This window comes from Nonomuraea sp. NPDC050547 (assembly GCF_044457345.1).
GTDB lineage: Bacteria > Actinomycetota > Actinomycetes > Streptosporangiales > Streptosporangiaceae > Nonomuraea.
Map to the genome: position 1 here is coordinate 247,276 of NZ_JBITGW010000018.1, position 25,395 is coordinate 272,670.

Sequence of the window (25,395 nt, forward strand, 5' to 3'; positions counted from 1 at the left end):
CGTTGCATGAGATTTATCGGGATGGTAACCTCCGCGTCATGGACGAGGAGTTCGTGGTCGGGACCTGGCACTACGTCCTGGCCAAGCACGCGAAGACCATGTGCTCGCTGGAGCGCGAGCTCGGCGAGAAGCACGACCTGGGCGCCAGCGAGTTCGAGGTGCTCGACCGGATGATCCACCACGACGACAAGCTGCGCGTCCAGGCGCTCTGCGGCGAGGTCCACCTCAGCCAGAGCGCGCTCTCCCGCGTGATCGCCCGTCTGGAGAAGGCCGATCTGGTCACCAGGCTCGTCTGCGACGTCGACCGGCGGGGCGTCTTCGTGATGATCACGGAGGAGGGCCGCCGGCGGCACGCCGAGGCCCTGCCCACCCATCGCGCGGTGCTCCGGGACATCTTCGCCGACGCCCCGGACCCCGTTCCGACCCCTTAGGCGCCGCTCCCCCACGCGGTCCGCTCGGCGTAGGCGCGGAAGGTGCCCGGCTCACGGCCGAGCACCCGCCGTACGCCGTCGGACAGCGCCGCGCCCCGGCCGAGCCTGATGTGCTCGAAGAGGCTCTCCACCCCGGCCGCGTAGGCTTCGGAATATCCGCGCGCGACGAGCCGCCGCCGCGCCTCCTCGCCGTCCACAGACCTGAAGCCGATGGTACGGCCGGCCGCCCGCGCGATCTCCGCCACCGCCTCCCCCCAGGTGATCGCCTCGGGCCCGGACAGGTCGTAGATCTGCCCCGCGTGACCCGGCTCCGTCAATGCCACGGCGGCCACCTCGGCGACGTCGTCCAGGTCCACGAACGGCTCGCGCCCGTCCCCGGTGGACACGCTCACCTCACCCTCGGCCACCGGCTCGCTGAGCAGCGGTTCCTCGCTGAAGTTCTGGGCGAACCAGGTCGGGCGCAGGATCGTCCACTCCGCCCCGGACCCCCGGATCGCCTCCTCGCCGGCCAGCCCGCCGCCTTCGCCGAACTCGCCCCACACCCGCGCCGACAGCAGCACCAGCCGCTCGACGCCCTTGGCCACGGCCAGGTCGCCGAAGGCGCGCAGCCGTTCTGCCGCGTCGCCGGTCTGCGCGTCGACCAGGTAGGCCGCGCGTACGCCCGCGACGGCCGCGTCCCAGGTCGTCTCGTCGTGCCAGTCGAAGCGCCACTCTCCCGATCGGGAGGCCGTCCTGGGGCTGAGGCCCTGCTCACGCAGTCGCGCGACCACCCTGCGGCCGGTCTTGCCGGTGCCGCCCACTACCAAGATCTCTGCCATGCGTTCCAGTCAACCCTGCCAGCCTCGGACTCTGAATGGCTGGGAGTCCGGGAAAGATGTTCGAGCGTCTAGACTCGGCCATATGGAAGACGCGCTGTCGAGCCTGCTGCACGATGTCCGTCCCGCGGGGGCGCTGTTCGACCAGTCGTACGTGCGGGCCCCCTGGGCGCTGCGCTTCCTGGACTGGACGCCGCTCACACTGCTGACGATGCTCAGCGGCGAGGCCTGGGTGACACCCGAGGGCGGTTCGCCGGTCCGGCTGGGCACCCAGGACGTGGCGGTCGTGCGCGGCCCCGGCCCGTACACGGTGGCCGACCGCCCCGAGACCGCGCCCATGGCCGTCATCCACAACGCCGAGATGTGCACCACGCCCGAGGGCGGCGACGCCGCGGGCCTGGCGATGTGCGGCTACGCGGGCGACCTCGGCTCCACCGTCCTGCTCACCGGCACCTTCCAGGTGAAGGGCAGCGTGTCGCAGCGGGTGCTCGACGCCCTGCCCCGCGTGGCCCTCGTCCCCGCCGGCGACGGCCGGTGCGCGACCATGGACATGATCGTCGCCGAGATCAGCCGCGACAAACCGGGCCAGCAGGCCGTGCTCGACCGCCTGCTGGACCTGCTGCTCGTCTCCAGCCTGCGCGAGTGGTTCGACCGGCCGGACTCACAGGCCCCTTCCTGGTACGCCGCGCACTCCGACCAGCTGATCGGCCGGGCCCTGCGGGCCATCCACGAGGATCCGGCCCGGCCGTGGACCGTCGAGGGCCTGGCCCGCGTCTCCGGAGCCTCCCGCGCCACCTTCGCCCAGCGCTTCACCGAACTCGTCGGCCAGCCGCCCATGGCCTACCTCACCGAATGGCGCATCTGCCAGGCCGCCGACCTGCTCGCCAGCACCGACGACACCGTGGACGTGATCGCCCGCCAGGTCGGCTACTCCAACGCCTACGCGCTCAGCGTGGCCTTCAAGCGCACCCTGGGCATCCGCCCCAGCCAGCACCGCGTCAGCGCACGATGAACCCGCGCCAGATGACCAGCCCGCGGTGCGGGACCGGCCGCTCGCCGCTCCCGGCGCCCCGCTTGTCTTCTCAGACGAGCGTGCAGTTCTCGGCGCCGAGCTGGCTGTTCCACACGAACGTCCACCCGCACGAGTAGTCGCCCGCCGCGGGGCCGAAGCGAATCGTGACCGTCGTGCCGCTGTGCCCGTCGCACCCGCCCGCGTACACCTTGTAGTAGCCGCCGCCGGTCGCCGTCCGCTGCCCGTTGAAGCACACGGCGTCGCTGACGGCCGCCTGCGTCGGCACGGCGGACACCGAGCCGACGAGCGCCGCCGCGCTCAGGGCCGCGGCCAGGCTGGATGCTCTCATGGTGCTCCTTCCCATCGTGCGCCGAGAGGGTCAGAGCCACGGTAACGAGCGACGGGCGACGGAACCCAGAGGCATCCGTCACCCGTCGGTGTGCGATCGTCACACGATACGGTCGATGATCAGCGGCAGCTGCTCCCCGCCGGCCGCGCCCACCGCGTACCCGCCCTCCAGCGCCTCCAGGGCACGGGCGAAGCGGGCCGTCTCGTCGGCGTGCAGCGTCATCAGGGGCTGTCCCGCCCGCACCAGATCGCCCGGCTTGGCGTGCAGGGTGATCCCCGCGCCGAAGGAGACCGGATCCTCCTGCCGGGCCCGGCCCGCGCCCAGCCGCCAGGCCGCCAGGCCCACCGCGTACGCGTCCAGCCTCGTCAGGACACCGGACTCCGGCGCCTCCACCGTCATCGTCTCGGCCGCCTTCGGCAGGACCGCGTCCGGGTCGCCGCCCTGGGCGGAGACCATGCGGCGCCAGGCGTCCATGGCGGAGCCGTCCTTCAGCGCCTGCTCGGGGTCCTTGCCGGTGATCCCGGCGGCCTCCAGCATCTCGCGGGCCAGCCGTACCGTCAGCTCGACCACGTCGGACGGGCCGCCGCCCGCCAGGACCTCGACCGACTCCACGACCTCCAGGGCGTTGCCCACGGCCAGGCCCAGCGGGCGGTCCATGGCGGTCAGCAGGGCCACGGTACGGACGCCCGCGTCGGAGCCCAGCGCCACCATGGTCTCGGCGAGCTCCCTGGCACGCTCCACCGTCTTCATGAACGCGCCGGAGCCCACCTTCACGTCGAGGACCAGCGAGCCCGTCCCCTCGGCGATCTTCTTGGACATGATGGACGAGGCGATCAGCGGGATCGACTCGACCGTGCCGGTGACGTCGCGCAGGGCGTACAGCTTCTTGTCGGCGGGCGCGAGGCCGGTGCCGGCGGCGCAGATGACCGCGCCCGCGCCGCGCAGGACGGCCAGCATCTCCTCGTTGGACAGCGACGCCCGCCAGCCGGGGATCGACTCCAGCTTGTCGAGCGTCCCGCCGGTGTGGCCCAGGCCCCGCCCGGACAACTGCGGGACGTACGCGCCGCAGGCGGCCACCAGGGGCGCCAGCGGCAGCGTGATCTTGTCGCCGACGCCGCCGGTGGAGTGCTTGTCGGCGGTGGGCCGGTCGAGCATCGACCAGTCCATGCGCTCGCCAGAACGGATCATCGCCTGGGTCCACTCGGCGATCTCGCGGCGGTCCATGCCATTGAGCAGGATGGCCATGGCCAGCGCGGACATCTGCTCGTGGGCCACCTCGCCCCGGGTGTAGGCGTCGATCACCCAGTCGATCTGCGCGGTGGTCAGCTCGCCGCCGTCGCGCTTGGCGACGATGACCTCGATGGCGTCCATCAGGCTCCCTTGGTCAGGTCGTCGGGTCCGAAGGCGTACGGCAGGATCTCGGCCATACGCTTAGGGCCGTCGGGGGTTTCGACCAGGAGGTCGTCGCCGCCGAACTCGTACAGGAGCTGACGGCAGCGGCCGCACGGCATGAGCAGCTCGCCGTGGCCGTCGACGCAGGTGAAGCCCACGAGCCGGCCGCCGCCCGAGGCGTGCAGCGCGGAGACCAGGCCGCATTCCGCGCACAGGCCGAGGCCGTAGGAGGCGTTCTCGACGTTGCAGCCGGTCACGACGCGGCCGTCGTCCACGACGGCCGCCGCCCCGACCGGGAACTTGGAGTAGGGCGCGTAGGCGTTGCGCATCGCGGTCCGCGCCTCGTCGCGCAGACCGTCCCAGTCGATGTTCATCAGTGCTGTTCCCCCCGGCGGTACCGCACGCCGTCGGCCTTGGGCATGCGCAGGCGCTGCGAGGCGACCAGGAGCACGAGCAGGGTGAGGACGTGCGGGGTGATATAGACGAACTCGTTCGGCAGCTTGTCGATGACCATCCACATCCAGATGAGGACCACGGCGCCGGCTGCCGCGCCCGCCATGATCGTGTAGTCCTTGGCGGTACGGCCGGCCAGCTCGGCCGGCTGACCGGGCCGCGTCATCAGGCGGATCTTGTTGCCGAGATAGATGAGCAGCAGGATCGCGCCGAACAGGAAGAACGTGGTGATGGCGCCCTGGCTGCGCAGTTGCAGGCCGTCGGCATAGCCGAACAGCGACGCGCCGGCCGCGAGCCCGCCCGGCCGCCAGTTGCCGAAGATCATGGCCGCGAGGCCGATGAAGCCGCGTCCCTGCGTCTGGCCCTCGACGTATTTCGTGGTGACGAAGACCAGGAAGACGCCGCCGAGCCCGGCGAACGCGCCGGACATGACCACCGCGATGTACTTGAACCGGTAGACGTTGACGCCGAGCGACTCGGCCGCCCACGGGTTCTCGCCCACCGAGCGCAGGCGCAGGCCGAAGGCGGTGTGCCAGAGCACGTAGAAGGTCAGCGGGATCATCGCCACGGCCAGGATGACCAGGACGTCCACGTTGCGCGTGAGCCCACCGAGGATTCCCGCCAGGTCGGAGATGAGGAACCAGTGAGTGCGCTCCAGCATGCCGAACAGGTCGGGGCCGCTGGAGAGCAGCGGCAGGCTCCCATGCCAGGCTTCGCCCGACATCGCCGGTGAGGTGGTGATGCCCGCTCCGGCCTCCGCCGCCGGAGTCCCTTCCTTGTAGAGGACCTCCGACAGGAACCGGGTGATACCGGGACCGACCAGGTTGATGGCCACACCGCTGATGATGTGGTCGACGCCGAAGGTGACGGTGGCGATGGCGTGGATGAGACCGCCTACGGCCCCGGCCAGCAGACCGGCCACCAGGGCGGCCAGCGGCCCCCACTGATATCCGGCCCAGCCGGCGAACCACGTCCCGAGCACCATCATGCCTTCGAGGCCGATGTTGACCACGCCCGCGCGCTCGGCCCACAGGCCGCCGAGCCCGGCCAGGCCGATCGGCACGGACAGCATCAGCGCGGCCGCGAAGGTGCCGGAGGAGGTGATGTCGTTGTGTCCGGTGATCACCCGGACCACCGAAACGATGAGGATCAGCAGGGAGACGCCGATCAGCGCCAGGTGGTACTTGCGGACCCGCGTCATGCTGCCACCTCAACAGGCTTGTCGGTGCCCAGTTGGCGGGCGGCCCGCCGTTCCTCGGAGCGCAGGGCCATCCGGCTGGTGATCTCGTTGAAGACGACCACCAGAAGGACGATGACGCCCTGCATGATGACGATGACGCTGGGCGGCACGTTGGCGAACTGCAGCGGGCCCTGAGCCCTGTCCAGGAAAGCGAACAGGAGCGCCGCGATCGCGATGCCGGCCGGTTTGTTGCGCCCGAGCAGCGCCACCGCGATGCCCAGGAAGCCCAGGCCGGGAGTGAAGTTCGTGTTGTAGGCGTGCGTGGAGCCGAGGATCTCGGGCAGGCCGATGAGCCCGGCGATCGCCCCCGACAGCACCATGGCCGAGATGACCATCTTCTTGGGGTTGACGCCGGAGGCCAGGGCGGCGGAGGCGTTCAGGCCGCTGGCCTTGACGTCGAAGCCGAACCGGGTGCGCTCCAGCACGATCCACAGGCCGATGCCCAGCAGAATCGCCACGATGAGGAAGCCCCACAGTCCGCCGCCGCGGGGGGCCGGCAGCCCGAACATCTCGAAGACGAAGTTCAGGTTGGGGAACCACGCCGACTCCGGCAGCTGCGGCGTCGAAATGGTCAGCTGTCCGGTCGGCCGCGGACCGACGAACGGCCCGCGGACGAGGAAGGCCGCGAGGTTGATGGCGATGTAGTTGAGCATGATCGTGGAGATCACCTCGTTCACCCCGCGGCCGACCTTCATCACCGCCGGGATCAACGCGTAGAGGCCGCCGACGGCCGCCGCCACCACGATGATCACCGGGATCTGGATCCAGGCGGGCGCCACGAACGTCGAGCCCACGAAGGCCGCCACCACGGCGGCGATCCGGTACTGGCCCTCCACACCGATGTTGAAGAGGTTCATCCGGAAGCCGACGGCGACCGCGAGCCCCGCGATGAACAGCGGGACCGCGCGGTTGAGCATCGTCGTGATCGAGTTGACCACGGCTCGCGTCGTCTCGCCGAAGTCGAAGAACGCGGCGAAGGCGGCGGCCGGATTCGCGCCGGCCGCGAGGATCGCCACGCTGGAGATCGCGATGGCGAGCACGATGGCGACGACCGCGCCCGCCAAGGTCAGCAGCGCGCGATAGAGCCCTGCGGGCATCACATCTCCTCGGTGGCGGTGATGGCGCCGGTCATGTAGCCGCCGAGCCGCTCGGGCGTGACGTCGGACGGGTCGAGGCGGGCGACGAGCCGCCCTCGGTAGATCACGTTCAGCGTGTCGGACAGGCCGATGAGCTCGTCGAGGTCCGCGGAGATCAGCAGTACGGCGAGGCCGGCGGCACGGGCGTCGCGAAGGTGGTCCCAGATGGCCGCCTGGGCGCCCACGTCGACGCCTCTGGTGGGGTGCGCGGCGATGAGGAAGGCGGGCTCGCCGCTCATCTCGCGCCCGACGATGAGCTTCTGCTGGTTGCCGCCGGACAGCGCGAGCGCGAGGGTGTCGGCGCCCGGGGTGCGGACGTCGTACTCCTTGATGATGCGCTGGGTGTCGGCCTTGGACGCGCGGCGGTTGATCCAGATGCCGCTCTTGGCGGGTTTCTGCGTCTGGTGGCCGAGCACCCGGTTCTCCCAGAGGGAGGCTTCGAGCAGCAGGCCCTGGCGGTGGCGGTCCTCGGGGATGTAGCCGATGCCGGATTCGCGGCGCTTGAGCGTGGACCAGGCGCTGATGTCCTGGCCGGCCAGGGTGATCTCGCCGTGCGCCTGGCGGATGCCCATGATGGCCTCGATCAGCTCGGACTGGCCGTTGCCCTCCACGCCCGCGATGCCGAGGATCTCACCCTTGTGGATCTCGAAGGAGACGTCGTCGAGCAGGAGCCGTTTGCCCTCGGCCTTGAGCTTGTCGACATAGAGGCGGACGGAGGTGCCCTTGGGGACGGGACGGTAGCCGTCGGACTCCATCGACAGGCCGGCGACCTTCAGCGCGACGGTCTCCGTCACGGTGGACTCGCGGGTCTCGGGGGTGGGCAGCTCGCTGCCGACCATGAGTTCGGCGAGCTGGCGGGCGCTGCTGATCTCGCTGCGCGGCAGGCTGGCGACGGTGGTGCCGCGCCTGATCACCGTGATCGCGTCGGCGATGCCGAGCACCTCGTCGAGCTTGTGGGAGATGAAGATGACGGTGAGGCCGTCGGCCTTGAGCTCGCGCAGGTTGTCGAAGAGCTCCTCGACCTCCTGCGGCACGAGCACGGCCGTCGGCTCGTCGAGGATGAGGATGCGGGCGCCGCGGTAGAGGACCTTGAGGATCTCCACGCGCTGCCGGTCGCCGACGCCGAGGTCCTCGACCAGGCGGTCGGGGTCGACGCGCAGGCCGTGGGCCTCGGCCAGTTCCTTGATCCGCTTGCGGGCGCGCGCCACGTCGAGGCGTCCGGCCCGCTTCGGCTCGGCGCCGAGAACGATGTTCTCCAGCACGGTGAGGTTGTCGGCCAGCATGAAGTGCTGGTGGACCATGCCGATGCCGACGTTGATCGCGTCGCTGGGCGAGCGGAAGGTCACGTCTGTGCCGTTCACCCGGATCTGGCCCTCGTCCGGCTTCTGCATGCCGTAAAGGATCTTCATCAGGGTGGACTTGCCCGCTCCGTTCTCGCCGCAGATGGCGTGGACGGTGCCGGGCTGGATGGCGATCCGGATGTCGTGGTTGGCGACGACGCCCGGGAAACGTTTGGTGATGCCCTCCAGCTCGACGGCGGGTTGCGCCGGAGCGAGCGTGTCGGAACTCATTGGTCGCTCACCGCTCCTCATTCGCTACGCGGCCGGCTTCGTCCCTCAGCCGTCCACTTCGCTCACTGCGTCGGATTCGCGAGCTCATTGGTCGCTCACCGCTCCTCATTCGCTACGCGGCCGGCTTCGTCCCTCAGCCGTCCACTTCGCTCACTGCGTCGGATTCGCTCCGCACTCATGTGGGTCTCCAACGAGCCAAGGTGGATAGAACAAAGGCCCGGGGAGCGGACGGTGGGTCCGCTCCCCGGGCCCTCGAACGAGATTCTCCTACCCAGGTTACGGCTTGGACGGAACCTGGATTTCGCCGGAGACAATCTTCTCCCTGGCGGCGTCGATCTCGGTCTTGATGTCGTCGACCTCGCCACCGGTGGTGGCCAGGCCCACGCCGTCGACCTTCAGGTCGTAGGTGACGTTGCTGCCACCCTTGGCGCCGCCCTGGAAGGCCTTGATGAACTCGAACACGCCGACGTCGACGCGCTTGATCATCGAGGTCATGATGACCGACTGCAGGTCGGCCTCCTTGACCGTCAGACGCTGGTCGGAGTCGACGCCGATGGCCTTCTTCTTGGCGGCGGCGGCCGCCTGGAAGACGCCGAGGCCGGAGTCGCCGGAGGCGTGGTAAACGATCTCCGCGCCGTCCTGGAACATCTTTTCGGCCGCGACCTTGCCCTTGTCGGGGGCCTTGAAGCCGGAGAAGTCACCGTCGGGGGTGAGGTACTTGATGTCGATCTTCGCGTCCTTCTTGACCGACTTCACGCCGGCGACGAAGCCCGCCTCGAACTTCTTGATCAGGTCGTTCTCGACGCCGCCGACGAAGCCGACGTGGCCGCTCTTGGCCTTGGTCGCCGCGGCGACGCCCGCCAGGTAGGAGCCCTGCTCCTCGGCGAACAGCAGGCCGGTCACGTTCGGCGCGTTGGAGGCGGAGTCCACGACCGCGAACTGGATCTCGGGATACTCCGTCGCCGCCTTCTTGATGTCCTCGCCGTAGGCGAAGCCGACCCCGATGATCGGGTTGTAGCCGGCGTCGGCGAGCTGACGGAGCAGGTCACCGCGGTTGGAGCCGTCGCCCGCGGGGCTCAGCTCCTTGATCTCGGCCTTCAGATCCGTCTTCGCCTTCTCGAGGCCCGCGTAGGCGGCGTCGTTGAAGGACTTGTCGCCGCGACCGCCGACGTCGAAAGCGAGGCCGACCTTGAGCGCGCCCTCCTGGGGTGCTTCACTGGCCGCACCACTGCTCGGAGCGGTGCTCGCGGTGGTCCCCCCGCCGCTGCCGCCGCACGCCGCTGCCGCCATAAGCATGGCGCCGGCCAACGTGCCGATCGCCGTCTTGCCGAATCGCTTGCTGAGCAAGGCGACTCCCTTCCATTTCCCCGCCGTCAAACTTCATCGCAGGCGCGAAGAAATGCACGGCAACCCTGCTCGGAAGATAGTTGCTTGACCAGCGCATACCAAACCGTACAGAGGTCCGCAACCGCTCCGTTACCGACATCAGTCGCGTCTGTGACCTGGATCCAGGAAGTGAACCTTTGCCGAACTTTTGAGGTTGTCAAGATCTTGCCGTGACTCGTCAAGTGGCAGAGATTACGGTCGTAGGTCGTCACACTTCCCTGGAGCCACTCATGCTTCGCAGGACGGCGTTAGCCGTATCGCTGCTGCTCATCGCGTCGCTGACCGCGACACCCGCAGCCGCGGACACTCCCACGATCAAGATCGAGAACAACGCGACACAACCCGTCTTCTCGCGTGCCGACGCGATCACCCAGACCGTCTTCGTCGAGGTCGCCGGAACCGACAGCGACGCCGACGGCCAGGCCGACCGGGTCGCCGTCGACATCCTGCGGCCCAAGGAGACCGACCAGGGTCTCAAGGTGCCCGTGATCATGGAGGCCAGCCCCTACTACGCCGGCGGCAACGACGTCGCCAACCACCCCGTCGACGTCGACGAGAACGGCAACCCGCTGCCGAGCACGCTGCGCTCGCTGCTGACCGTGAAGGACGCCGGGCCGTTCGACGGCTACTACGACAACTTCTTCGTGCCCCGCGGGTACGCCATCGCGCTCGTCGAGAACATCGGCAGCGGCCGCGCCACCGGCTGCCCGACCACCGGCGACCCCGCCGAGACCGCCGGCCCGAAGGCCGCCATCGACTGGCTGAACGGCCGCGCCCGCGGCTTCGACGCCGCCGGCAACCCCGTCGCGGCCACCTGGTCCACCGGCAACGTCGGCATGATCGGCACCTCCTACAACGGCACCCTGCCCAACGCCGTGGCCACCACCGGCGTCCAGGGACTCAAGACGATCGTGCCGATCGCCGCGATCTCCTCCTGGTACGACTACTACCGCGCCAACGGCGGCGTCCTCGCGCCCGGCGGCTACCAGGGCGAAGACGCCGACGTGCTGGCCCGCTACGTCCTGACCAGGCAGAACGGCCAGGCCGTCTGCGGCGCCCTGATGGACCGCATCGAAGCAGAACAGGACCGGATCACCGGCGACTACAGCCCCTTCTGGGACGCCCGCAACTACCTCAACGACGTGCGCAAGGTGAAGGCCAGCGTCTTCGTCGCCCACGGGCTCAACGACTGGAACGTCAAGACCAAGCAGGCCGTCCAGTGGTGGGACGCGCTCGGCAAGCGCAACGTCCCCCGCAAGATCTGGCTGCACCAGGGCACCCACCGCGACCCGTTCAGCCTGCGCGCCAAGGAGTGGCTGCGCCAGCTGCACGGCTGGTTCGACCAATGGCTCTACAACATCGACAGCGGCATCATGCGTGAGCCGCAGGCCGACGTCGAGATCGCTCCCGGCCAGTGGGGTCAGCACGCCTCGTGGCCGGTGCCGGGCAGCGCGAACATCCCGCTGTGGCTGGGCTCGGGCGGGAAGCTCGGGCTGCTGCCCCGGCCGCTGTCGGCGCGCGAGTCGTTCGTGGACCAGAAGACGCGTACGGCGGAGCAGCTCGTCGAGACGGTCCCCGCGGCCGACCCCAACCGCCTGGCCTACGTGACCAAGGAACTCAAGACCGACGTCCGCGTCTCGGGCACGCCCAAGATCTCGCTGCGGGCCTCGTTCACCAAGGGCGCCTCGCCGTACCTGACCGCATTGCTGGTGGACTTCGGCACCGACTCCCGCCCGACCGGCGGGCTCGTGCCGACCGGAGAGACGTGGTGCTACGGGCAGGGCGTACCGGGTGACACCGGCTGCACCGCGATCCGTACGCACGCGGTGGCCGAGACGCCCTACAAGATCGTCTCCCGGGGCTGGCTGGACGCGCGCAACCGCAACCGGATGGACCGGACGGAGCCGCTGCGGCCGGGCAAGGAGTACACGTTCACGTGGGACTTCCAGCCGCAGGACTACGTGTTCAAGAAGGGCCACAAGCTGGGTGTGGTCGTCCTGTCGACGGACTACGACTACACGCTGCGATACCCGGCGGGCACGAACATCCGCGTCACCCCGGGCCTGTCCTCCCTCCGCCTCCCGATCGTCTTCGGCTCCCTGAACTAGCAACCCCCTGGGTTCCGCCCCAGAACCCTTCAACCGCCCAACAACCCCCTACCAACCCTGCGCACACCGCACCCCGGAACCCGAGTGGGCCCGGCGCCGGCGCACGGGCAACCCGCCCGGCGCCGGCCAGGGGACGGCCCTCGGCCTTGGCCAAGGAGCCGCCCCGAGGCGCTGGCCTCAGGGCCGGCCCTGGGGCGCTGACCAAGATGGTGGGCCGGTGCGGGTCAAGGAGGCGGCCGTTGCGGTGCTCGGCCTGAGCGCCCGGTGACCGTGAAAAGGACCGCCGCCCGCCGATGTCGGCGGGCGGCGGTCATCTCGGCGAAGCCGTAAAAGACAAGCAGGAATGTCAGGCGAGAGCCGACGTGATAGGGAGGATGGGGGCGCCCTCCCAGAGGGCGGTGAGCGCGGTGGTGGCCATGAAGCGCACGCCGGTGGGGATGGCGCTTTCGTCCACGTCGAAGGTGCCCTGGTGGATGTCGTAGGTGACGCCGTTCTCCGGTGAGCGGGTGCCGAGGCGGGCGAAGGCGCCGGGGATCGACTCCAGGTACCAGGCGAAGTCCTCGCCGCCGAGCGACTGCTGGGTCGGGACGACGCTGGCGCTGCCGAGGGCGCGTTCCGCGGCCTCGGCCAGCATCTCGACGCTGACCTCGTCGTTGACCACGGGCGGGACGCCGCGGGTGTACTCCATCGTGGCCTCGACGCCGTAGGCGCCGGCGACCGACTCCAGGAGCGCCTTGATCAGGTCGGGGGCGGCGTGCCAGGCGTTCTCGTCGAGGCAGCGCACGGTGCCTTCGGCCACCCCGTCGTCGGGGATGGCGTTGGCCGCGGAACCGGCCTCGACCCTGCCCCAGACCAGGCTCAGCGAGGAGCGCGGATCGACGCGGCGGGAGAGCGCGGCGGGCAGTTCGGTGAGGATCTTGGCCAGCGCGAACACCAGGTCTGCGGTCAGGTGCGGGCGCGCGGTGTGGCCGCCGGGGCCGGAGACGCGGATGAGCAGCCGGTCGCAGGCGCTGGTGATCGGGCCCGCTTTGAGTCCGATCTGGCCGACGTCGACGCGCGGGTCGCAGTGCAGGCCGAAGATGCGGTCGACGCCGCTGATGCCGCCGTGCGCCATGACCTCCAGCGCGCCGCCGGGCAGTTCCTCGGCGGGCTGGAAGATCAGCCGGACCCGGCCGGGCAGCAGACCGGCCGCGGCCTGCTGGGCCAGGAAGAGCGAGGTGCCGAGCAGGATCGTGGTGTGCACGTCGTGGCCGCACGCGTGGCAGGCGCCGGGCACGGTCGAGCGGTAGGACGTGTCCTTCTCGTCCTGCAGCGGGAGGGCGTCGATGTCGGCGCGCAGGGCGATGGTCGGACCGTCGCCGCTGCCTACGTCGCAGATCAGGCCGGTGCCACGCGGCAGAACCGACGGAACCAGGCCGACGGCGCTGAGCCGCTCGGCGATCCGCTGAGTCGTGCGGTATTCGGCGAAGGCGAGTTCAGGATGCATGTGCAGGTCGCGGCGGAACGCCACGAGGTCCTTTTCCGTCTCCGCCAGGAACGCGTCGAGTTCCCCCCGCAGCTCACGTCCCCGCATCGTTCACCGTCCCGTCGAAAAGCGGCGTGCGAGCGCCTCTACCCAGCTTCGCACAGCCGATTGCGCTGTTCTTCGTCATTTCTTGCACTGCGGTTGCAGCCGCGTCGCTTGGTGATCTACACCCGATCGGGACGATCATCCGCGGTCTGGGGGTCAGCGGTAGCCGTGCACCCGATGGCGATGCTTCGACTTTATCGCTCCGGGTGACCCTCTCGTGGACAACTACACCAAAAGTTGGCCGGCGGCATGCCCGTAACCGCAGGTCACCACGCTGTGTGACCGGCGGCCTCACCCCGGAAATAGTCACAAGGGATCATTAGATGGTGACCCGTTGTCGCTACTTCCAAACTTGTGCGCGGTTTCGAATCCTGTCACCTTCCGGCTTGGTCATGACACGGCCGCGATGGCTGCTTTTGCGATAAATAGGTGTTTCACTCGCAATATGATCACTAATATCCCGTTCGGGGAGAAGCATGCACAGTTGAGCATCTTCGAGCCGAGTGAGGGGACCCTGGTGGTCGTGCCCTCGCTCTCCCTTCCACAGGATGAGCTGCGCCGTATCACCGGCGCGAGGTGCTACGAGGAAAGGCTCCTGTTCCTCCTGCTGACGCTCCGCAGGCCCGGGGTCAAGGTGGTCTACGTCTCCTCCGCCCCCGTGGATCCGGACATCGTCTCCTACTACTTCGGCTTCTTACCCGACCCGGATGACGCCGCCAGGCGACTGACGATGATCAGCCTGGACGACACCCGCTCCCAGCCGCTCACCAGAACGCTGCTGGCCCGGCCGGAGGCGCTGCGCCGGATACGCAAGGCGATCGACGGCGACGCCTGGATGGTCCCGTTCGTGATGAGCGACCTGGAGGAACGGCTGGCGTCGTCGCTCAACGTGCCCATCTACGGCCCGGCCATGTCGCTGGCCTACTACGGCTCCAAGAGCGGCGCCCGCGAGGTCGGCACGGAGGCCGCGGTGCCCATGGCGCGCGGCTTCGGCGACCTGCACCACCAGGGCGAGATCGAGGACGCGGTCTTCTCGCTGCCCGGCGAGCGCGTCATCGTCAAGCTGAACGACGGCTACTCCGGGCTCGGGAACGCGATCGTCACCAAGAGCGACTGGTCACGGACACGCTTCTCCGCCGACGGCGAGACGTGGGAGACCTTCTCCGCCAAGATCTCCGAGCGCGGGGCGGTGGTGGAGGAATTCATCGAGCACCGGCCGCTGTTCTTCCCCAGCGCGCTGGCCAGGATCACGCCCGGCGGGCACCACGACGTCGTGGCCACCCACGACCAGGTGCTCGGCGGCGCGAACGCCGACGTCTACCAGGGCTGCACGTTCCCGGCCCGCTCCGAGTACCGGCACGAGGTGGGCGAGTCGGCCGCCAGGATCGCCGCGATCCTCGCCGAGCGCGGCGTGGTGGGACTGTTCGGGATGGACTTCTTCGCGCTGAAGGCCGACTCCGGGTACGCGGCCCTGCTGTGCGAGATCAACCTGCGGATCGGCGGGACCACGCACCCGTTCGGCGCGGCGCTGCTGACCACCGGCGCCACCTACGATCCGGCCACCGGGCTGCTGATGGACGGCACGCAGCCGAAGTACTACACGGCCACGGACAACTGCTCGGCGGCGTGCCTGCGCGGGCGCACGCCGGGCGAGGTGGTGCGCATGGTGGAGGAGCGCGGGCTCGGGTTCGACGCGGCCCGCCGTACCGGGAACGTGCTGCATCTGCTCGGGGCGATCCCCGAGCACGGCAAGCTGGGCTTCACCTCGATCGGCGACTCGCGCGACGAGGCCGACGAGCTCCACCGGGCCACGCGGCTCGCCCTCTGCGGCGGCTAGCGGGGCTTCGGCCGGCGGCTGCTCTTGAGACCCTTCCATCCGATGATTCCCACGGTCACGGCCAGCACGAGGTTGACGGCGATCAAGATGCCGTGGACCACGTAAAAGCTGGTTTTGTGCCCGTCTGCCAGGTTAAACCCAAGGTTGATCCACTCGAAGATCATGAACGCGCCCAGCGCGACCAGGAATCCGGCGATCTTTCGCGACATAACCACTTCTCTAGTATCAGGGGCGGATCATCGGGGGATGTGACCGCACATGGGCAACGACTCGAAGCTACGCTGAGACCGCCATGTGGACGAAACTGGTGCCGGCCACGGCACTCCTCGCGACGGTCACTCTGACCGCATACGCGGGCGCGCCTGCCGGTGCGGCCGCGACTTCCGGCAGCCCGATCGGCGGCGACCGGCTCGGCAGCCGCGGGCTCGTCGTGCCGGACGGCGTCAAGGCCCCGCCCAAGACCAAGGCCACGTCGTTCCTGATCGCGGAGGCGGAGACCGGGCAGGTGCTGGCGGCCAAGAACCCCCACGGCCGCTTCCTGCCCGCCAGCACGCTCAAGACGCTGACCGCGCTCACGCTCATCCCCAAACTTGAGGCGGGCAAGACGGTCAAGCCGAGCTCCAACGCCGTCAACCAGGAGGGTTCCGCGGTCGGTCTGTCCACCAAGCCGATCTACAAGGTGCACGACCTGTTCCGCGCGCTGATGATGTCCTCCGGCAACGACGCCGCGATGGCCCTGGCCGAGGCCAACGGCGGCCTGGCCAAGACCATGCGGGACATGAACGCCGAGGCCAAGCGCCTGCAGGCCAACGACACGGTGGCCAAGACGCCGAGCGGCCTGGACAAGCCCGGCCAGAGCAGTTCGGCCTACGACCTGGCCCTGATCGCCCGAGCCGGCCTCGCCAACCCCGATTTCAGGCGATATATCAGCACTAAGACCGCCAAATTCCCCGCGCCGAAGAAGTTCTACGAGATCAGCAACCACAACAAGCTGCTCTGGCGCTACAAGGGCATGGTCGGCGTCAAGAACGGCTGGACGTCCAAGGCCCTCGGCAGCTTCGTCGGGGCCGCCAGCCGCGACGGCCGCACGATCATCGTGACGATCATGCGGCACGAGGGCTACTTCTGGGAGGAAGTGGAGAAGCTGCTCGACTGGGGCTTCGCCGCCCGCGGCAAGGTCACGCCCGTCGGCCAGCTGGTGGACCCGCTGCCCGCCCAGCCCGATCCCGTCCAGCAGCAGGCCACGGCCTCCCAGCCGCCGGCCGCCGCCCCGCTGCTCGACTCGGCCGCGGCCAAGCAGACCGACACGAGCCGGACCGTCGGCATGGCCGTGATCGGCGGCGGGCTGTTCTTCGGGCTGGCGTGGCTGGGCTTCGGCATCTTCCGCAGGCGGAGCAGGGCCAGGTCCTAGCGCGTGCTCCTCATGCCTGCCCGCCGTTGCCGTTCGACGGCAGCGGGGTGGGCGAGGGCGGCGGGGCGAAGCCGGTGGTGGCGGTCCAGGCCGCGACGTACAGGACCAGCCGGGCGGAGAAGTTGATCCAGATCAGCAGCCCGACCAGCACCGCGAACGTGCCGTACACCGGGTTGCTCAGCGTGTGGCTCAGCAGCAGCGTGGCCAGCTGCTTGAGCAGCCCGAAGCCGATCGCGCCCAGCAGCGCGCCCTGGGCGATCGCCTTGAACGGCCTGGTCGGGCGCGCCACCCAGCCCAGGAAGATCACGAACAGCAGCCAGTCGGCGGCCACGCTGGCCAGCAGCCCGACCAGCCACACCGAACCCGTCGCCGCCGGATCGTCGTGCTGGAAGCCCAGCCACGCGGTGACCTTGCTGGTCGCCGAGGAGGTGAGTACGGCCACGCCGGCCGACACCAGCATGGTCACGCCGATCAGCAGCAGCGAGCTCAGGTCGCGCAGCTTGCCGAGGAAGAAGTTCAGCGGCGCGGCCGTGGTCATCGACATCTCCCGCAGCGCCCCGCGCAGCGCGTCGATGGCGCCGAGCCCGGCATACAGCAGGCCCAGCAGGCCGATGATCCCGGCGGTGGCCTTGGACTGGGCGATGTCCTCCAGGTTCAGCGCGGGGGCCAGTCCGGGCAACTGTTCGGCGATCACCTGCTTGAGCGCCAGTTCCAACTCGGGACTGACCGACAGGACGTAGCCGAACACCGCGTAGGCCAGCGCCATCAGCGGGAAGAACGACAGGAACGCGAAGTACGTGACCGCTCCGGCCAGCCGGTCGCCGAACTGCAGCTGGTAACGCTGGACCGTCCTGATCAGATGGTCGGCCCCCGGCCGCCGTATCCTCCAGTGGTCCACGATCCGCATCGCGCGCTCGCGCCAGGTCGCGGCCTTCTCGATCAGGTTCGCCATCGCTCGGGAAACTCCAGCGCGTTCCGGTGGTCCTCCAAGGCGACTGCCCCGGTGACGGTCGTTGTACCGGCCGCGGACCCGGCGATCAAGTGTGGCACCGCCCCGAGCCGCCCGGGGAGCAGGCCACGCCGGGCTCAGGCGGGGATCAGCGCTCCCGCGCGCTTCACCACCCGGCCGGCGACCAGGACGGTCTCGACCGCGCTGGTGTCGGCGTTGAGCACGATCGCGCCGATGGGGTCGCGGGTCCCGGCCATGCCCGGGGTGTCGGTGCGCAGCAGGACGACGTCGGCCTGCTTGCCCGGAGTCAGCGAACCGACGCTGTCGGCGAGCCCCACCGTGCGCGCACCGCCCATCGTCGCCATCCGCAGCACGTCGCGGGTGGTGAAGGCCATGTTGCCCAGGCCGCGTTCCATCGCGAAGGCCGCGCGCATCAGGCTGAACATGTCGCCCGGCCCGCAGCTCACCGTGTCGGCGCTGAGCGAGACCGGTACTCCGGCCGCGGCCGCCCGGCCGGTGATCGGGTAGCCGATGCCCAGCGTCAGCTCGTCGATCGGCGAGATCGAGACGCTCCCGCCGGTGTCGGCGATGAGCTTCAGGTCGTCGCCGGCGTAGTCGACGCCGTGGATGTAGGTGGTGGGACGCTCCAGCAGGCCGTTGCCGTGCAGGAACGCCAGGGCTCGCCGGGCGCTGTCGGCGCCCTGGCTCCCGGCGTGGACGGTCACCGGGAGGTCGAGGTCGCGGGCGAGCCGCCACTCCCACAGGGCGCGTTCCTCTCCGGCGATCTCCGGGCCGAGGGCGGCGATCGCCATGGTCAGCCGGCCTGGCGTGCGGAAGTGGGTGTCGCGCACGCGGCGCGCCTCGTCACCCGGGTCCTGGGGGTTGTAGCCGAGGACGGCTCTGATGCCCGATTCCTGGAGCGCGGCGACGAGGGCGTCGGCGTGCTCAGGGGTGTGCGCCACCTGTGTCCAGTCGAGCAGGGTGGTCACTCCGGCGTCGAGGCATTCGCGGGCCCCGGCCAGGTTGGCCGCGTGCACGTCGTCGGGGGTGAGCGAGGGGGCGAGTTCGCCGAGGACCGTGCGGAAGTAGCCCTGGATGTCGTCGTCGGCCACCACCGCGCGGTAGGCGGCCTGCCAGGTGTGGCGGTGGCTGTCCACGAAGCCCGGCAGCACCAGGCGGCCGGTGGCGTCGATGACCTCCGCGTCCTCGGCGCTCAGGTTCTGGCCGACCGCCGCGATGGTCTCCCCTTCGACGAGCACGTCCAGCTCGCCGAGGACGGTGGCGGCGGGGTCGGTGTCGATGACGGTCCCGTTCTTGATCAGGGTTCTCATGACCAAGAGCCTATCGAGAAAGCTTTTAGAAAAGCAATATGGCGAGAGGTATCCTCGATCGCGTGGAACACGACGAGGTCGACGCGCTGGCCGCCCGCTGGACGGCGGCGGGCATGGCGCCCTCCCTCATCGCGGGGCTCGAGCTCAGCAAGCGGGTGGCGCGGATCGACGTGCTGTTCGAGCAGGCGCTCAAGGGGGAGCTGGCCGCGCTTGGGCTCACCTACGCCGAGTTCGACGTGCTGGCCGCCCTTGCCCGTACGGCTCCGCCGTACCGGATGAAGCCCAGTGAGCTGGCCCGATCGCTGATGCTCACCTCGGGCGGGACCAGCAACGTGCTCCAGCGACTGACCACGGCCGGATACGTCGAGCGCTCCGCCGACGACGGCGACGGGCGCAGCCGGTGGGTGCAGCTCACCCCCGAGGGGCTGAAGGTCGCCATCGCGGCGCTGGACACGGCCGTGCGCGCCAACACCGACGTGCTGGCCGGGGTGCCGGAGCCCGTGGTCCGCCAGGCGGCCGACGCGCTGCGCGAGGTCCTGCTGATCATCGGCAGGCGGCGGGTGCGCTAGCCGGACCAGGTCCTGCGGTACGCGCGGGGCGAGACCTTGCGGCGGTCCACGAACCGCTCCCTGAGCAGGGCGGCGGAGCCGTAGCCGGTCCTTCTGGCGATCTCCTCGATCGGCAGGGTGGTCGTGACCAGCAGTTCCTCGGCCAGGTCGAGGCGCTGCGCCTGCAACCACGCGTGCGGCGAACCGCCCGTCGCCGCCTTGAACCGCCGCGCGAACGTCCTCCGGCTCATCAACGCCCTCGCCGCCAGCTCGTCGATCGACAACCGCCGGTCCAGGTGCCCGCGGGCCCAGCCGAGCACTCCGGCCAGGCGTTCGTCCTCGCCGTCGGCGGGGACCGGGGCGGACACGTACTGCGCCTGCCCGCCCTCCCGGTGCGGCGGCGTCACCATCTCCCTGGCGATCGCGTTGGCCCTGGCCGGGCCGTGCTCGCGCCGGATCAGATGGAGTCCCAGATCGATGCCCGCCGCGGCGCCCGCCCCCGTGAGCACCCGCCCCTCGTCCACATACAGTTCATCGGCCGTGATCCTGACCCCCGGATGCCGCGCGGCCAGTTCCTCCGCGAACCGCCAGTGCGTGGTGGCCCGCCGCCCGTCCAGCAGCCCGGCGGCGGCCAGCCCGAAGACACCGACGCAGTGGGCCGCCACGATCGCCCCACGCTCATGCGCCGCCCTGAAGGCGTCGGCCACCGCCTCCGGCGGCGGCGTACGGAAGGCGTCGCCCGGCAGCGACAGCACCAGATCGGCAGCGGCCAGCCGTTCCAGCCCATGCTCGACAGGCAGCCGCAACCCGAGATCGGTCCGCACGGGCCCCGGCCGCGCGCCACAGACCGCGAAGTCGAACCCGCCGAACAACTCGCCCACGACGCCCAGCCCGAGCGCCGTCACCCCGTCCGGCGCATAGGCCGCAACCGTCGTAAATCCCATAGATGGCATAAATACCGCTATAGGCGGCATATTGGCCACTTTTCCGCCCTCGACCATCCCGGCACGCTTGCTCCATGAACACCGAAGCACCCCGCGAACGCACCGCCGTCCACCACATCCTGCACGTCGGCTACACGACCTCGACCGGCCCCGGCGTCGCCGCCACCGTCTCCTACATCACCGACGGCGACCTGCACATCGTGTTCGACCCCGGCATGGTGGCCGACCCGTCCGCCATCACCAAGCCGCTCGCCGACCTCGGTCTCAGCCCCGCCGACATCACCGACGTCATCCTCAGCCACCACCACCCCGACAACATCATGAACGCCGGCCTGTTCCCCCACGCCCGCATCCACGACCACAAGGCCGTCTACCAGGGCCACACCTGGCACGACCGCGACCCCGACGGCCACGAACTGACCCCCTCCCTGAAGCTCCTGGCCACGCCCGGCCACAGCGCCGAGGACATCACCCTTCTCGCGGGTACGGCCGGCGGCGTCGTGGCCTTCGCCGGCGACCTGTGGTGGCGCCCCGACGGACCGGCCGAGGACCCGGTGGCGCCGGACCGGGAACAACTGCGCGCCAGCCGGGAACGAGTGCTGGCGGCGGCGGACACGATCGTCCCCGGACACGGAGGACCGTTCCCGTCCTCGCCGGATGTTGTGCGGTGAGGCTTGGGGAACTGGTTCAGTGGTGCGGGCTTCGGCGTGGCGGGGCCTCGGTGAACGAGTGTCCGCCCACGAACCGGCGGCCTGGACACATGATCGTCAGGAGGCCCGCCCTCACCAGACCTTCCATCGGCCGTGGTTGGGTGTTCAGATCGAGCATCATGTCGCCCAGGCGAGGTTCAGTTGGCTGGGCGACAGGCAGTCTCGGAGCAAGGGTGGATCTAGCCGCTCCTCAAGCTGGCAGCATGCGGCGCCCGAGCGGTCCAAAGAGCGGAGATAGGCAGGCAGGCCATGCCGTCACCGAAGCTGAGCGACTCCTGACCGCCGTAGAGGACGAACCCCGCCCGCATGCGATCCCCCAACCGCCGTTTGAGCAGGCGCAATCCGCTGAAGTCATCGCTTCGCACGGTCTCCGCCGCTTTGACTTCGACACCGACGATCTCGCCGGCATTGTTCTCGATGATGCCGTCGACCTCGTGCTGATCCCGATCCCGGTAGTGGAACAGTCGCGCCGCGGTCTCGGACCAGGTGAGTTGCTTGCCGATCTCGCTCAACACGAAGTTCTCGACCAGGCCGCCGACGGCCGCGTCCCCTGTGGCTCCGCCCATCAGATACGCGGCCAGGCCGGAGTCCACGAAGGTGACCTTGGGCGTGGCGACCACGCGCCCGGCCGCCCCCGCCGACCAGGCAGGGATGCGCCGGACGAGGTAGACGGTCTCCAGGATGCCCACGTAGCGGCGGATGGTGGGCGCGGACACGCCGAGCTCGTTGGCCAGCCGGTTGCCGCTGAGCAGGCCACCCGTCTGTCCCGCGAGCAGCGAGAGCAGCTTGCGCATGTCCCCGGCACGTTCGATGTCCGCCACCTGTTTCACATCGCGGGAGATGAGGTCCGCGGTGTACCCCTCGAAGAAGCGCGCCCGCCGGCGGGCCGCAGGCCTCTTGATCGCTTCCGGATAGCCGCCCCGGGTCGCCCTTTCCACGTAGTCCTTGCGCCGGAGCCCCACAGATTCGACCCGTAGGTCGCTTCCCAAAGCGAACGCGGCATCGACGAAGCCGTCCTCGTCGCCGTCGATCTCCCCTTGCGACAACGGCCAGAGTTCCACCGTCTCCGACCTGCCCGGCATAGAGTCCGGCAGGCTGCTCAGCGCGAGCAACCTGGCGGAACCCGTGAGAAGGAACCGCCCGACGCGCGGATCTCTGTCAACCACATGCTTGATCGCGAGCCAGAGATCGGGGACACGCTGCACCTCGTCGATGAGCATGAGGCCGTCATGGCGAACAAAACGCACAGGGTCATCCGCCGCGGCCGCTCGGTTGACCGGGTCGTCGAGGCTGTAGCGCCCGACATTCAATCTGCCGTGCCACTGGCTTTCCATCTGCCGTAAGGGTGGCTTTCTATCTGCCGCCCTGTGAGCCTTCGATCCGCAAGAGCTCGCCCCAGCAGACGCTCCGCGATGGATGGCACCTATGCGAGGTGACGCGAAGCCAGGACACGAGGAGCATTCCGCCTGACACTCACCATGGGAGTCCGGAACAAGCCGCCCCGCAAGCCAGCTACCACCTGCGGACCCAAGAGATGAGTCGTCCGGTCAGTCGCTGCCGAGGTTGGTCATACAACCCACCTGACCTGCCCGCACACCCGGTCCCGGACTCCGCCCAGCGCAAGGCGCAAGCGTCCAAGAGGACGCGCGAGCACGTTGTTGCCCGGGGCGGGATCCAAGTGGCTGACCACCTAGCCGGGCAACGGGTGGGCCTCAGGAAGGCGCGCGAGCGCAGCGAGCACCTTGTTGCCCGGGGCGGGGTCCAACTGGCTGACCACCGGGCCGGGCAACGGGTGGGCCCCAGGAAGGCTCGGTTTTCAGGGGGTGGGGAGGAAGCCGACGCGGTCTCGGACTTGGGCCATGGTCTGCTGGGCCACCTCGCGTGCCCTGCCTGCTCCGATGGCCAGCAGCCGGTCCAGTTCCGCCTCGTCGGACAGCAGCTTCTCCGTGCGTTCCCTGATCGGGGTGAAGGTCTCCACCACCGTCTCGGCCACTTCCTTCTTGAACGTGCCGTACCCCTGCCCGTCGAACCGGGCGACCAGCTCGGCGATCGACGTCCCCGTCAAAGCCGAGTGAATCCGCAAAAGGTTGGAAATGCCGGGCTTGTTCTCCTCGTCGAAGGCGATCTCGCTGCCCGTGTCCGTGACCGCTCGCATCACCTTCTTGCGAAGCGGCCCCGGCTGCTCCAGCACGTCCAGGATGCCCGCGGGGCTGGAGGACGACTTCGACATCTTCGCCGTCGGCTCCTGGAGGTCGGTGATCTTCTCGACCTCCTTGAGGATGTGCGGGGCCGGGAGCGTGAACGTGTCGCCGTAGCGGTGGTTGAAGCGCTGGGCCAGGTCGCGCGTCAACTCCAGGTGCTGCTTCTGGTCGGCGCCGACCGGAACGCTGTTGGCCTGGTACAGAAGGATGTCCGCGGCCTGCAGGATCGGGTACGTGAACAGGCCCACGCTGGCCGCGCTCTCGCCGAACTTCGCCGACTTGTCCTTGAACTGGGTCATCCGGGCCGCCTCGCCCATCCCGGTCAGGCAGTTGAGCACCCAGGCGAGCTCCGTGTGCTCGCGTACGTGCGACTGCACGAAGACGGTGCTGCGCTCAGGGTCGAGACCCGCGGCGAACAGCTGGGCCGCGGCCACCCGCGTACGGCGGCGCAGCGCGGCGGCCTCGGTCGGCACGGTGATGGCGTGCAGGTCCACCACGCAGTAGAAGGCATCGTGGGTCTCCTGCAACGTCACCCACTGGCGGACGGCGCCCAGGTAGTTGCCCAGGTGGAAGGAGTCCGCCGTGGGCTGGATGCCGGAGAGTACACGAGGTCTGGCCATAGCTGGCAATTGTGTCAGGTATCCCCACCCGCCTGCGACTCGATCAGGCCGGGTCGGCGTTTCACCCTGACCCGGGAGATTCTCCGGCCGTCCAGGTCGGTGACGGTGAACTCGAAGCCGGGGATCTCCACCTTCTCCCCCGCCGCCGGTACGTGACCGAGCATGGCCATGACGAAGCCGCCGAGCGTCTCGTACGGGCCGTCCGGCAGCCGGATGCCGGTCTGGGCGCCGAAGTCGTTGAGGTTGGTGAGGCCGTCGATCTCGATCTCACCGGCGGGCAGGATGACCGTGTCGTCTTCGATGTCGTACTCGTCCCTGATGTCGCCGATCAGCTCTTCGACCAGGTCTTCCAGGGTGACGATCCCGGCGGTGCCGCCGTACTCGTCCACGACGATGGCCAGGTGGTGTCCTTCGTCGCGCATCTCCGACAGCGTGCTCAGCACTCGTTTCGAGGAGGGCACCAGCTTGACCGGGCGGATGGGCACCAGCTCGCTGATGGGTTCGATCCGGCCGGTGAGGACGGGGTCGAGCAGGTCGCGTACGTGGACGAAGCCCAGGATCTCATCGTAGGACTCGCGGAAGACCGGGAAACGGGAGTGTGGCAGCGCCGCCACCAGGACGGCCGCCTCGGCCAGCGGCGTGTCGGCCTCCATGAACTCCACCTCGGTCCGCGGCAGCATCACCTCACGCAACTGCCGCTTGCCCGCGGCGAACACCTCGGCGATCAGGTTGCGTTCGTCGGTGGTCAGGTCGCTGTGGCCGACGACCATGTCCCGGAGTTCCTCGGTGGTCATCTGCTCGCGGTCGGCGTCGGGGTTGCCGCCGAGCAGCTTCATCACGCCGTCGGTCGACTTGGACAGCATCCAGATGATCGGCCGCGACAGGGTCGCGATCCAGTCCAGGAACGGCGCGACCACGAGCGACAGCCCCTCGGCCCGCTGCCTGGCCAGCCGTTTGGGCGCCAGTTCGCCGAGCACGAGCGAGACGTAGGAGATCGCCAGCGTCACCAGCACGAGGGCCAGCGCGGGCGCCACGGCCTCGGGCACGCCCCACTCCCGCAGCTTGGGCCCGAGGGCCGCGCCGAGCCGGTCGGCGCCGAACGCGGCCGACAGCATCGTGGCGACGGTGACGCCGATCTGGACGGCGGACAGGAAGCGGTTGGGATCGCGGGCGAGCTTGGCCACCCGCTCGCCACGCCGTCCCTTTTGGGCAAGTTTGCGAACCTGGCTCTCCCGCAGGGAGACCATCGCCATCTCGGCGGCCGCGAAGAAGCCGCCCACGAGAATGAAGAGCAGGACCAGGGCGACGTTGGCCGCGACGGTGTCAAACATGGTGGTTGGCAGCGTACTCGGCGACTTTCCCGCGTATGCTGAACGGCGAG

At 69.5% G+C, this 25,395-nt stretch carries 22 protein-coding genes and 1 pseudogene; 7 read left to right on the top strand and 16 right to left on the bottom strand.

Features of this window, described 5'->3' with window-relative positions:
- The first annotated feature begins 38 nt into the window (after positions 1–38).
- Positions 39–431 (top strand): MarR family winged helix-turn-helix transcriptional regulator, encoded by a 393-nt coding sequence (locus ACIBHY_RS39005; protein ID WP_397252251.1) that lies wholly within the window; start codon positions 39–41, stop codon positions 429–431.
- Here ACIBHY_RS39005 and ACIBHY_RS39010 read toward each other — a convergent pair.
- Positions 428–1,249, bottom strand: coding sequence for an NAD(P)H-binding protein (locus tag ACIBHY_RS39010; RefSeq protein ID WP_397252252.1), 822 nt, complete (start codon positions 1,247–1,249; stop codon positions 428–430). The two genes, ACIBHY_RS39005 and ACIBHY_RS39010, sit on opposite strands and share 4 nt — an antisense overlap.
- Positions 1,250–1,331: 82 nt before the next feature.
- Between ACIBHY_RS39010 and ACIBHY_RS39015 the strand changes: the two genes are divergently transcribed.
- Positions 1,332–2,258 carry an AraC family transcriptional regulator gene (locus tag ACIBHY_RS39015; RefSeq protein WP_397309319.1) on the top strand — a complete coding sequence of 309 codons (927 nt, stop codon included), beginning with the start codon at positions 1,332–1,334 and terminating at the stop codon, positions 2,256–2,258.
- 70 nt (positions 2,259–2,328) lie between these two features.
- Here the strand turns inward: ACIBHY_RS39015 and ACIBHY_RS39020 are convergent, their stop codons facing one another.
- The 7 genes from ACIBHY_RS39020 to ACIBHY_RS39050 form a co-directional block, all read right to left on the bottom strand.
- Positions 2,329–2,607, bottom strand: a complete 279-nt coding sequence (locus ACIBHY_RS39020) for a hypothetical protein (RefSeq protein ID WP_397309320.1) — start codon at positions 2,605–2,607, stop codon at positions 2,329–2,331.
- Positions 2,608–2,706: 99 nt separating this feature from the next.
- Complete coding sequence (locus tag ACIBHY_RS39025) at positions 2,707–3,978, bottom strand: thymidine phosphorylase (protein ID WP_397252255.1); 1,272 nt, start codon at positions 3,976–3,978, stop codon at positions 2,707–2,709.
- Positions 3,978–4,373: a cytidine deaminase gene (locus ACIBHY_RS39030; RefSeq protein WP_397252256.1), complete on the bottom strand. Its 396-nt coding sequence runs from the start codon at positions 4,371–4,373 to the stop codon at positions 3,978–3,980. The genes ACIBHY_RS39025 and ACIBHY_RS39030 overlap by 1 nt, the downstream gene beginning before the upstream one ends.
- On the bottom strand, positions 4,373–5,653 hold the full coding sequence (locus tag ACIBHY_RS39035; protein WP_397252257.1) for an ABC transporter permease: 1,281 nt from the start codon (positions 5,651–5,653) through the stop codon (positions 4,373–4,375). The genes ACIBHY_RS39030 and ACIBHY_RS39035 overlap by 1 nt, the downstream gene beginning before the upstream one ends.
- Positions 5,650–6,789, bottom strand: a complete 1,140-nt coding sequence (locus ACIBHY_RS39040; RefSeq protein WP_397309321.1) for an ABC transporter permease — start codon at positions 6,787–6,789, stop codon at positions 5,650–5,652. Before ACIBHY_RS39040 ends, ACIBHY_RS39035 begins: the two co-directional genes overlap by 4 nt.
- Positions 6,789–8,399, bottom strand: coding sequence for an ABC transporter ATP-binding protein (locus ACIBHY_RS39045; RefSeq protein WP_397309322.1), 1,611 nt, complete (start codon positions 8,397–8,399; stop codon positions 6,789–6,791). Before ACIBHY_RS39045 ends, ACIBHY_RS39040 begins: the two co-directional genes overlap by 1 nt.
- Before the next feature lie 276 nt (positions 8,400–8,675).
- The gene (locus tag ACIBHY_RS39050; protein WP_184957892.1) at positions 8,676–9,746 is read right to left on the bottom strand and encodes a BMP family protein; all 1,071 of its coding nucleotides are present in this window, start codon (positions 9,744–9,746) and stop codon (positions 8,676–8,678) included.
- A 269-nt stretch (positions 9,747–10,015) separates the two neighbouring features.
- On the opposite strand from ACIBHY_RS39050, the gene ACIBHY_RS39055 reads away from it, so the two are divergent.
- Entirely contained in the window at positions 10,016–11,893 is a 1,878-nt protein-coding gene (locus tag ACIBHY_RS39055) for a Xaa-Pro dipeptidyl-peptidase (protein WP_397252260.1), read from the top strand.
- 346 nt (positions 11,894–12,239) lie between these two features.
- Here the strand turns inward: ACIBHY_RS39055 and ACIBHY_RS39060 are convergent, their stop codons facing one another.
- Positions 12,240–13,466, bottom strand: a complete 1,227-nt coding sequence (locus ACIBHY_RS39060; RefSeq protein WP_397252261.1) for a M20 family metallopeptidase — start codon at positions 13,464–13,466, stop codon at positions 12,240–12,242.
- A gap of 481 nt (positions 13,467–13,947) precedes the next feature.
- Here ACIBHY_RS39060 and ACIBHY_RS39065 point away from each other — a divergent pair, with 481 nt between their 5' ends.
- Complete coding sequence (locus ACIBHY_RS39065; protein WP_397252262.1) at positions 13,948–15,300, top strand: peptide ligase PGM1-related protein; 1,353 nt, start codon at positions 13,948–13,950, stop codon at positions 15,298–15,300.
- Here ACIBHY_RS39065 and ACIBHY_RS39070 read toward each other — a convergent pair.
- Positions 15,297–15,509 (bottom strand): SCO4848 family membrane protein, encoded by a 213-nt coding sequence (locus ACIBHY_RS39070; protein ID WP_397252263.1) that lies wholly within the window; start codon positions 15,507–15,509, stop codon positions 15,297–15,299. The two genes, ACIBHY_RS39065 and ACIBHY_RS39070, sit on opposite strands and share 4 nt — an antisense overlap.
- Positions 15,510–15,592: 83 nt before the next feature.
- On the opposite strand from ACIBHY_RS39070, the gene ACIBHY_RS39075 reads away from it, so the two are divergent.
- The gene (locus ACIBHY_RS39075; protein ID WP_397252264.1) at positions 15,593–16,711 is read left to right on the top strand and encodes a D-alanyl-D-alanine carboxypeptidase family protein; all 1,119 of its coding nucleotides are present in this window, start codon (positions 15,593–15,595) and stop codon (positions 16,709–16,711) included.
- Positions 16,712–16,721: 10 nt separating this feature from the next.
- Here the strand turns inward: ACIBHY_RS39075 and ACIBHY_RS39080 are convergent, their stop codons facing one another.
- Entirely contained in the window at positions 16,722–17,663 is a 942-nt protein-coding gene (locus tag ACIBHY_RS39080; RefSeq protein WP_397256447.1) for a YihY/virulence factor BrkB family protein, read from the bottom strand.
- A gap of 134 nt (positions 17,664–17,797) precedes the next feature.
- Positions 17,798–18,991 carry an amidohydrolase family protein gene (locus ACIBHY_RS39085; protein WP_397309323.1) on the bottom strand — a complete coding sequence of 398 codons (1,194 nt, stop codon included), beginning with the start codon at positions 18,989–18,991 and terminating at the stop codon, positions 17,798–17,800.
- Between the two features lie 62 nt (positions 18,992–19,053).
- Here ACIBHY_RS39085 and ACIBHY_RS39090 point away from each other — a divergent pair, with 62 nt between their 5' ends.
- Complete coding sequence (locus ACIBHY_RS39090) at positions 19,054–19,560, top strand: MarR family winged helix-turn-helix transcriptional regulator (protein ID WP_397256451.1); 507 nt, start codon at positions 19,054–19,056, stop codon at positions 19,558–19,560.
- On the opposite strand, the gene ACIBHY_RS39095 is transcribed toward ACIBHY_RS39090, so the two are convergent.
- On the bottom strand, positions 19,557–20,483 hold the full coding sequence (locus ACIBHY_RS39095; protein WP_397309324.1) for a GlxA family transcriptional regulator: 927 nt from the start codon (positions 20,481–20,483) through the stop codon (positions 19,557–19,559). The two genes, ACIBHY_RS39090 and ACIBHY_RS39095, sit on opposite strands and share 4 nt — an antisense overlap.
- Positions 20,484–20,557: 74 nt before the next feature.
- Between ACIBHY_RS39095 and ACIBHY_RS39100 the strand changes: the two genes are divergently transcribed.
- Positions 20,558–21,154 carry an MBL fold metallo-hydrolase gene (locus ACIBHY_RS39100; RefSeq protein WP_397309325.1) on the top strand — a complete coding sequence of 199 codons (597 nt, stop codon included), beginning with the start codon at positions 20,558–20,560 and terminating at the stop codon, positions 21,152–21,154.
- Between the two features lie 425 nt (positions 21,155–21,579).
- Here ACIBHY_RS39100 and ACIBHY_RS39105 read toward each other — a convergent pair.
- The 3 genes and pseudogenes from ACIBHY_RS39105 to ACIBHY_RS39115 all read right to left on the bottom strand — a co-directional run.
- Positions 21,580–22,527: pseudogene (locus tag ACIBHY_RS39105) on the bottom strand (ATP-binding protein); the annotation flags it as partial.
- A gap of 482 nt (positions 22,528–23,009) precedes the next feature.
- Positions 23,010–24,014: a tryptophan--tRNA ligase gene (gene trpS, locus ACIBHY_RS39110; protein ID WP_397256456.1), complete on the bottom strand. Its 1,005-nt coding sequence runs from the start codon at positions 24,012–24,014 to the stop codon at positions 23,010–23,012.
- 14 nt (positions 24,015–24,028) lie between these two features.
- Positions 24,029–25,345: a hemolysin family protein gene (locus tag ACIBHY_RS39115; protein ID WP_397256458.1), complete on the bottom strand. Its 1,317-nt coding sequence runs from the start codon at positions 25,343–25,345 to the stop codon at positions 24,029–24,031.
- Positions 25,346–25,395: the final 50 nt, after the last annotated feature.

What these genes read in the sequence shown, in the direction of transcription:
- ACIBHY_RS39005 (WP_397252251.1), top strand. Translation starts at nt 39, where the DNA reads ATGGACGAGGAGTTCGTGGTCGGGACCTGGCACTACGTCCTGGCCAAG.
- ACIBHY_RS39010 (WP_397252252.1), bottom strand. Translation starts at nt 1,249, where the DNA reads ATGGCAGAGATCTTGGTAGTGGGCGGCACCGGCAAGACCGGCCGCAGG.
- ACIBHY_RS39015 (WP_397309319.1), top strand. Translation starts at nt 1,332, where the DNA reads ATGGAAGACGCGCTGTCGAGCCTGCTGCACGATGTCCGTCCCGCGGGG.
- ACIBHY_RS39020 (WP_397309320.1), bottom strand. Translation starts at nt 2,607, where the DNA reads ATGAGAGCATCCAGCCTGGCCGCGGCCCTGAGCGCGGCGGCGCTCGTC.
- ACIBHY_RS39025 (WP_397252255.1), bottom strand. Translation starts at nt 3,978, where the DNA reads ATGGACGCCATCGAGGTCATCGTCGCCAAGCGCGACGGCGGCGAGCTG.
- ACIBHY_RS39030 (WP_397252256.1), bottom strand. Translation starts at nt 4,373, where the DNA reads ATGAACATCGACTGGGACGGTCTGCGCGACGAGGCGCGGACCGCGATG.
- ACIBHY_RS39035 (WP_397252257.1), bottom strand. Translation starts at nt 5,653, where the DNA reads ATGACGCGGGTCCGCAAGTACCACCTGGCGCTGATCGGCGTCTCCCTG.
- ACIBHY_RS39040 (WP_397309321.1), bottom strand. Translation starts at nt 6,789, where the DNA reads ATGCCCGCAGGGCTCTATCGCGCGCTGCTGACCTTGGCGGGCGCGGTC.
- ACIBHY_RS39045 (WP_397309322.1), bottom strand. Translation starts at nt 8,399, where the DNA reads ATGAGTTCCGACACGCTCGCTCCGGCGCAACCCGCCGTCGAGCTGGAG.
- ACIBHY_RS39055 (WP_397252260.1), top strand. Translation starts at nt 10,016, where the DNA reads ATGCTTCGCAGGACGGCGTTAGCCGTATCGCTGCTGCTCATCGCGTCG.
- ACIBHY_RS39060 (WP_397252261.1), bottom strand. Translation starts at nt 13,466, where the DNA reads ATGCGGGGACGTGAGCTGCGGGGGGAACTCGACGCGTTCCTGGCGGAG.
- ACIBHY_RS39070 (WP_397252263.1), bottom strand. Translation starts at nt 15,509, where the DNA reads ATGTCGCGAAAGATCGCCGGATTCCTGGTCGCGCTGGGCGCGTTCATG.
- ACIBHY_RS39075 (WP_397252264.1), top strand. Translation starts at nt 15,593, where the DNA reads ATGTGGACGAAACTGGTGCCGGCCACGGCACTCCTCGCGACGGTCACT.
- ACIBHY_RS39080 (WP_397256447.1), bottom strand. Translation starts at nt 17,663, where the DNA reads ATGGCGAACCTGATCGAGAAGGCCGCGACCTGGCGCGAGCGCGCGATG.
- ACIBHY_RS39085 (WP_397309323.1), bottom strand. Translation starts at nt 18,991, where the DNA reads ATGAGAACCCTGATCAAGAACGGGACCGTCATCGACACCGACCCCGCC.
- ACIBHY_RS39095 (WP_397309324.1), bottom strand. Translation starts at nt 20,483, where the DNA reads ATGGGATTTACGACGGTTGCGGCCTATGCGCCGGACGGGGTGACGGCG.
- ACIBHY_RS39100 (WP_397309325.1), top strand. Translation starts at nt 20,558, where the DNA reads ATGAACACCGAAGCACCCCGCGAACGCACCGCCGTCCACCACATCCTG.
- trpS (WP_397256456.1), bottom strand. Translation starts at nt 24,014, where the DNA reads ATGGCCAGACCTCGTGTACTCTCCGGCATCCAGCCCACGGCGGACTCC.
- ACIBHY_RS39115 (WP_397256458.1), bottom strand. Translation starts at nt 25,345, where the DNA reads ATGTTTGACACCGTCGCGGCCAACGTCGCCCTGGTCCTGCTCTTCATT.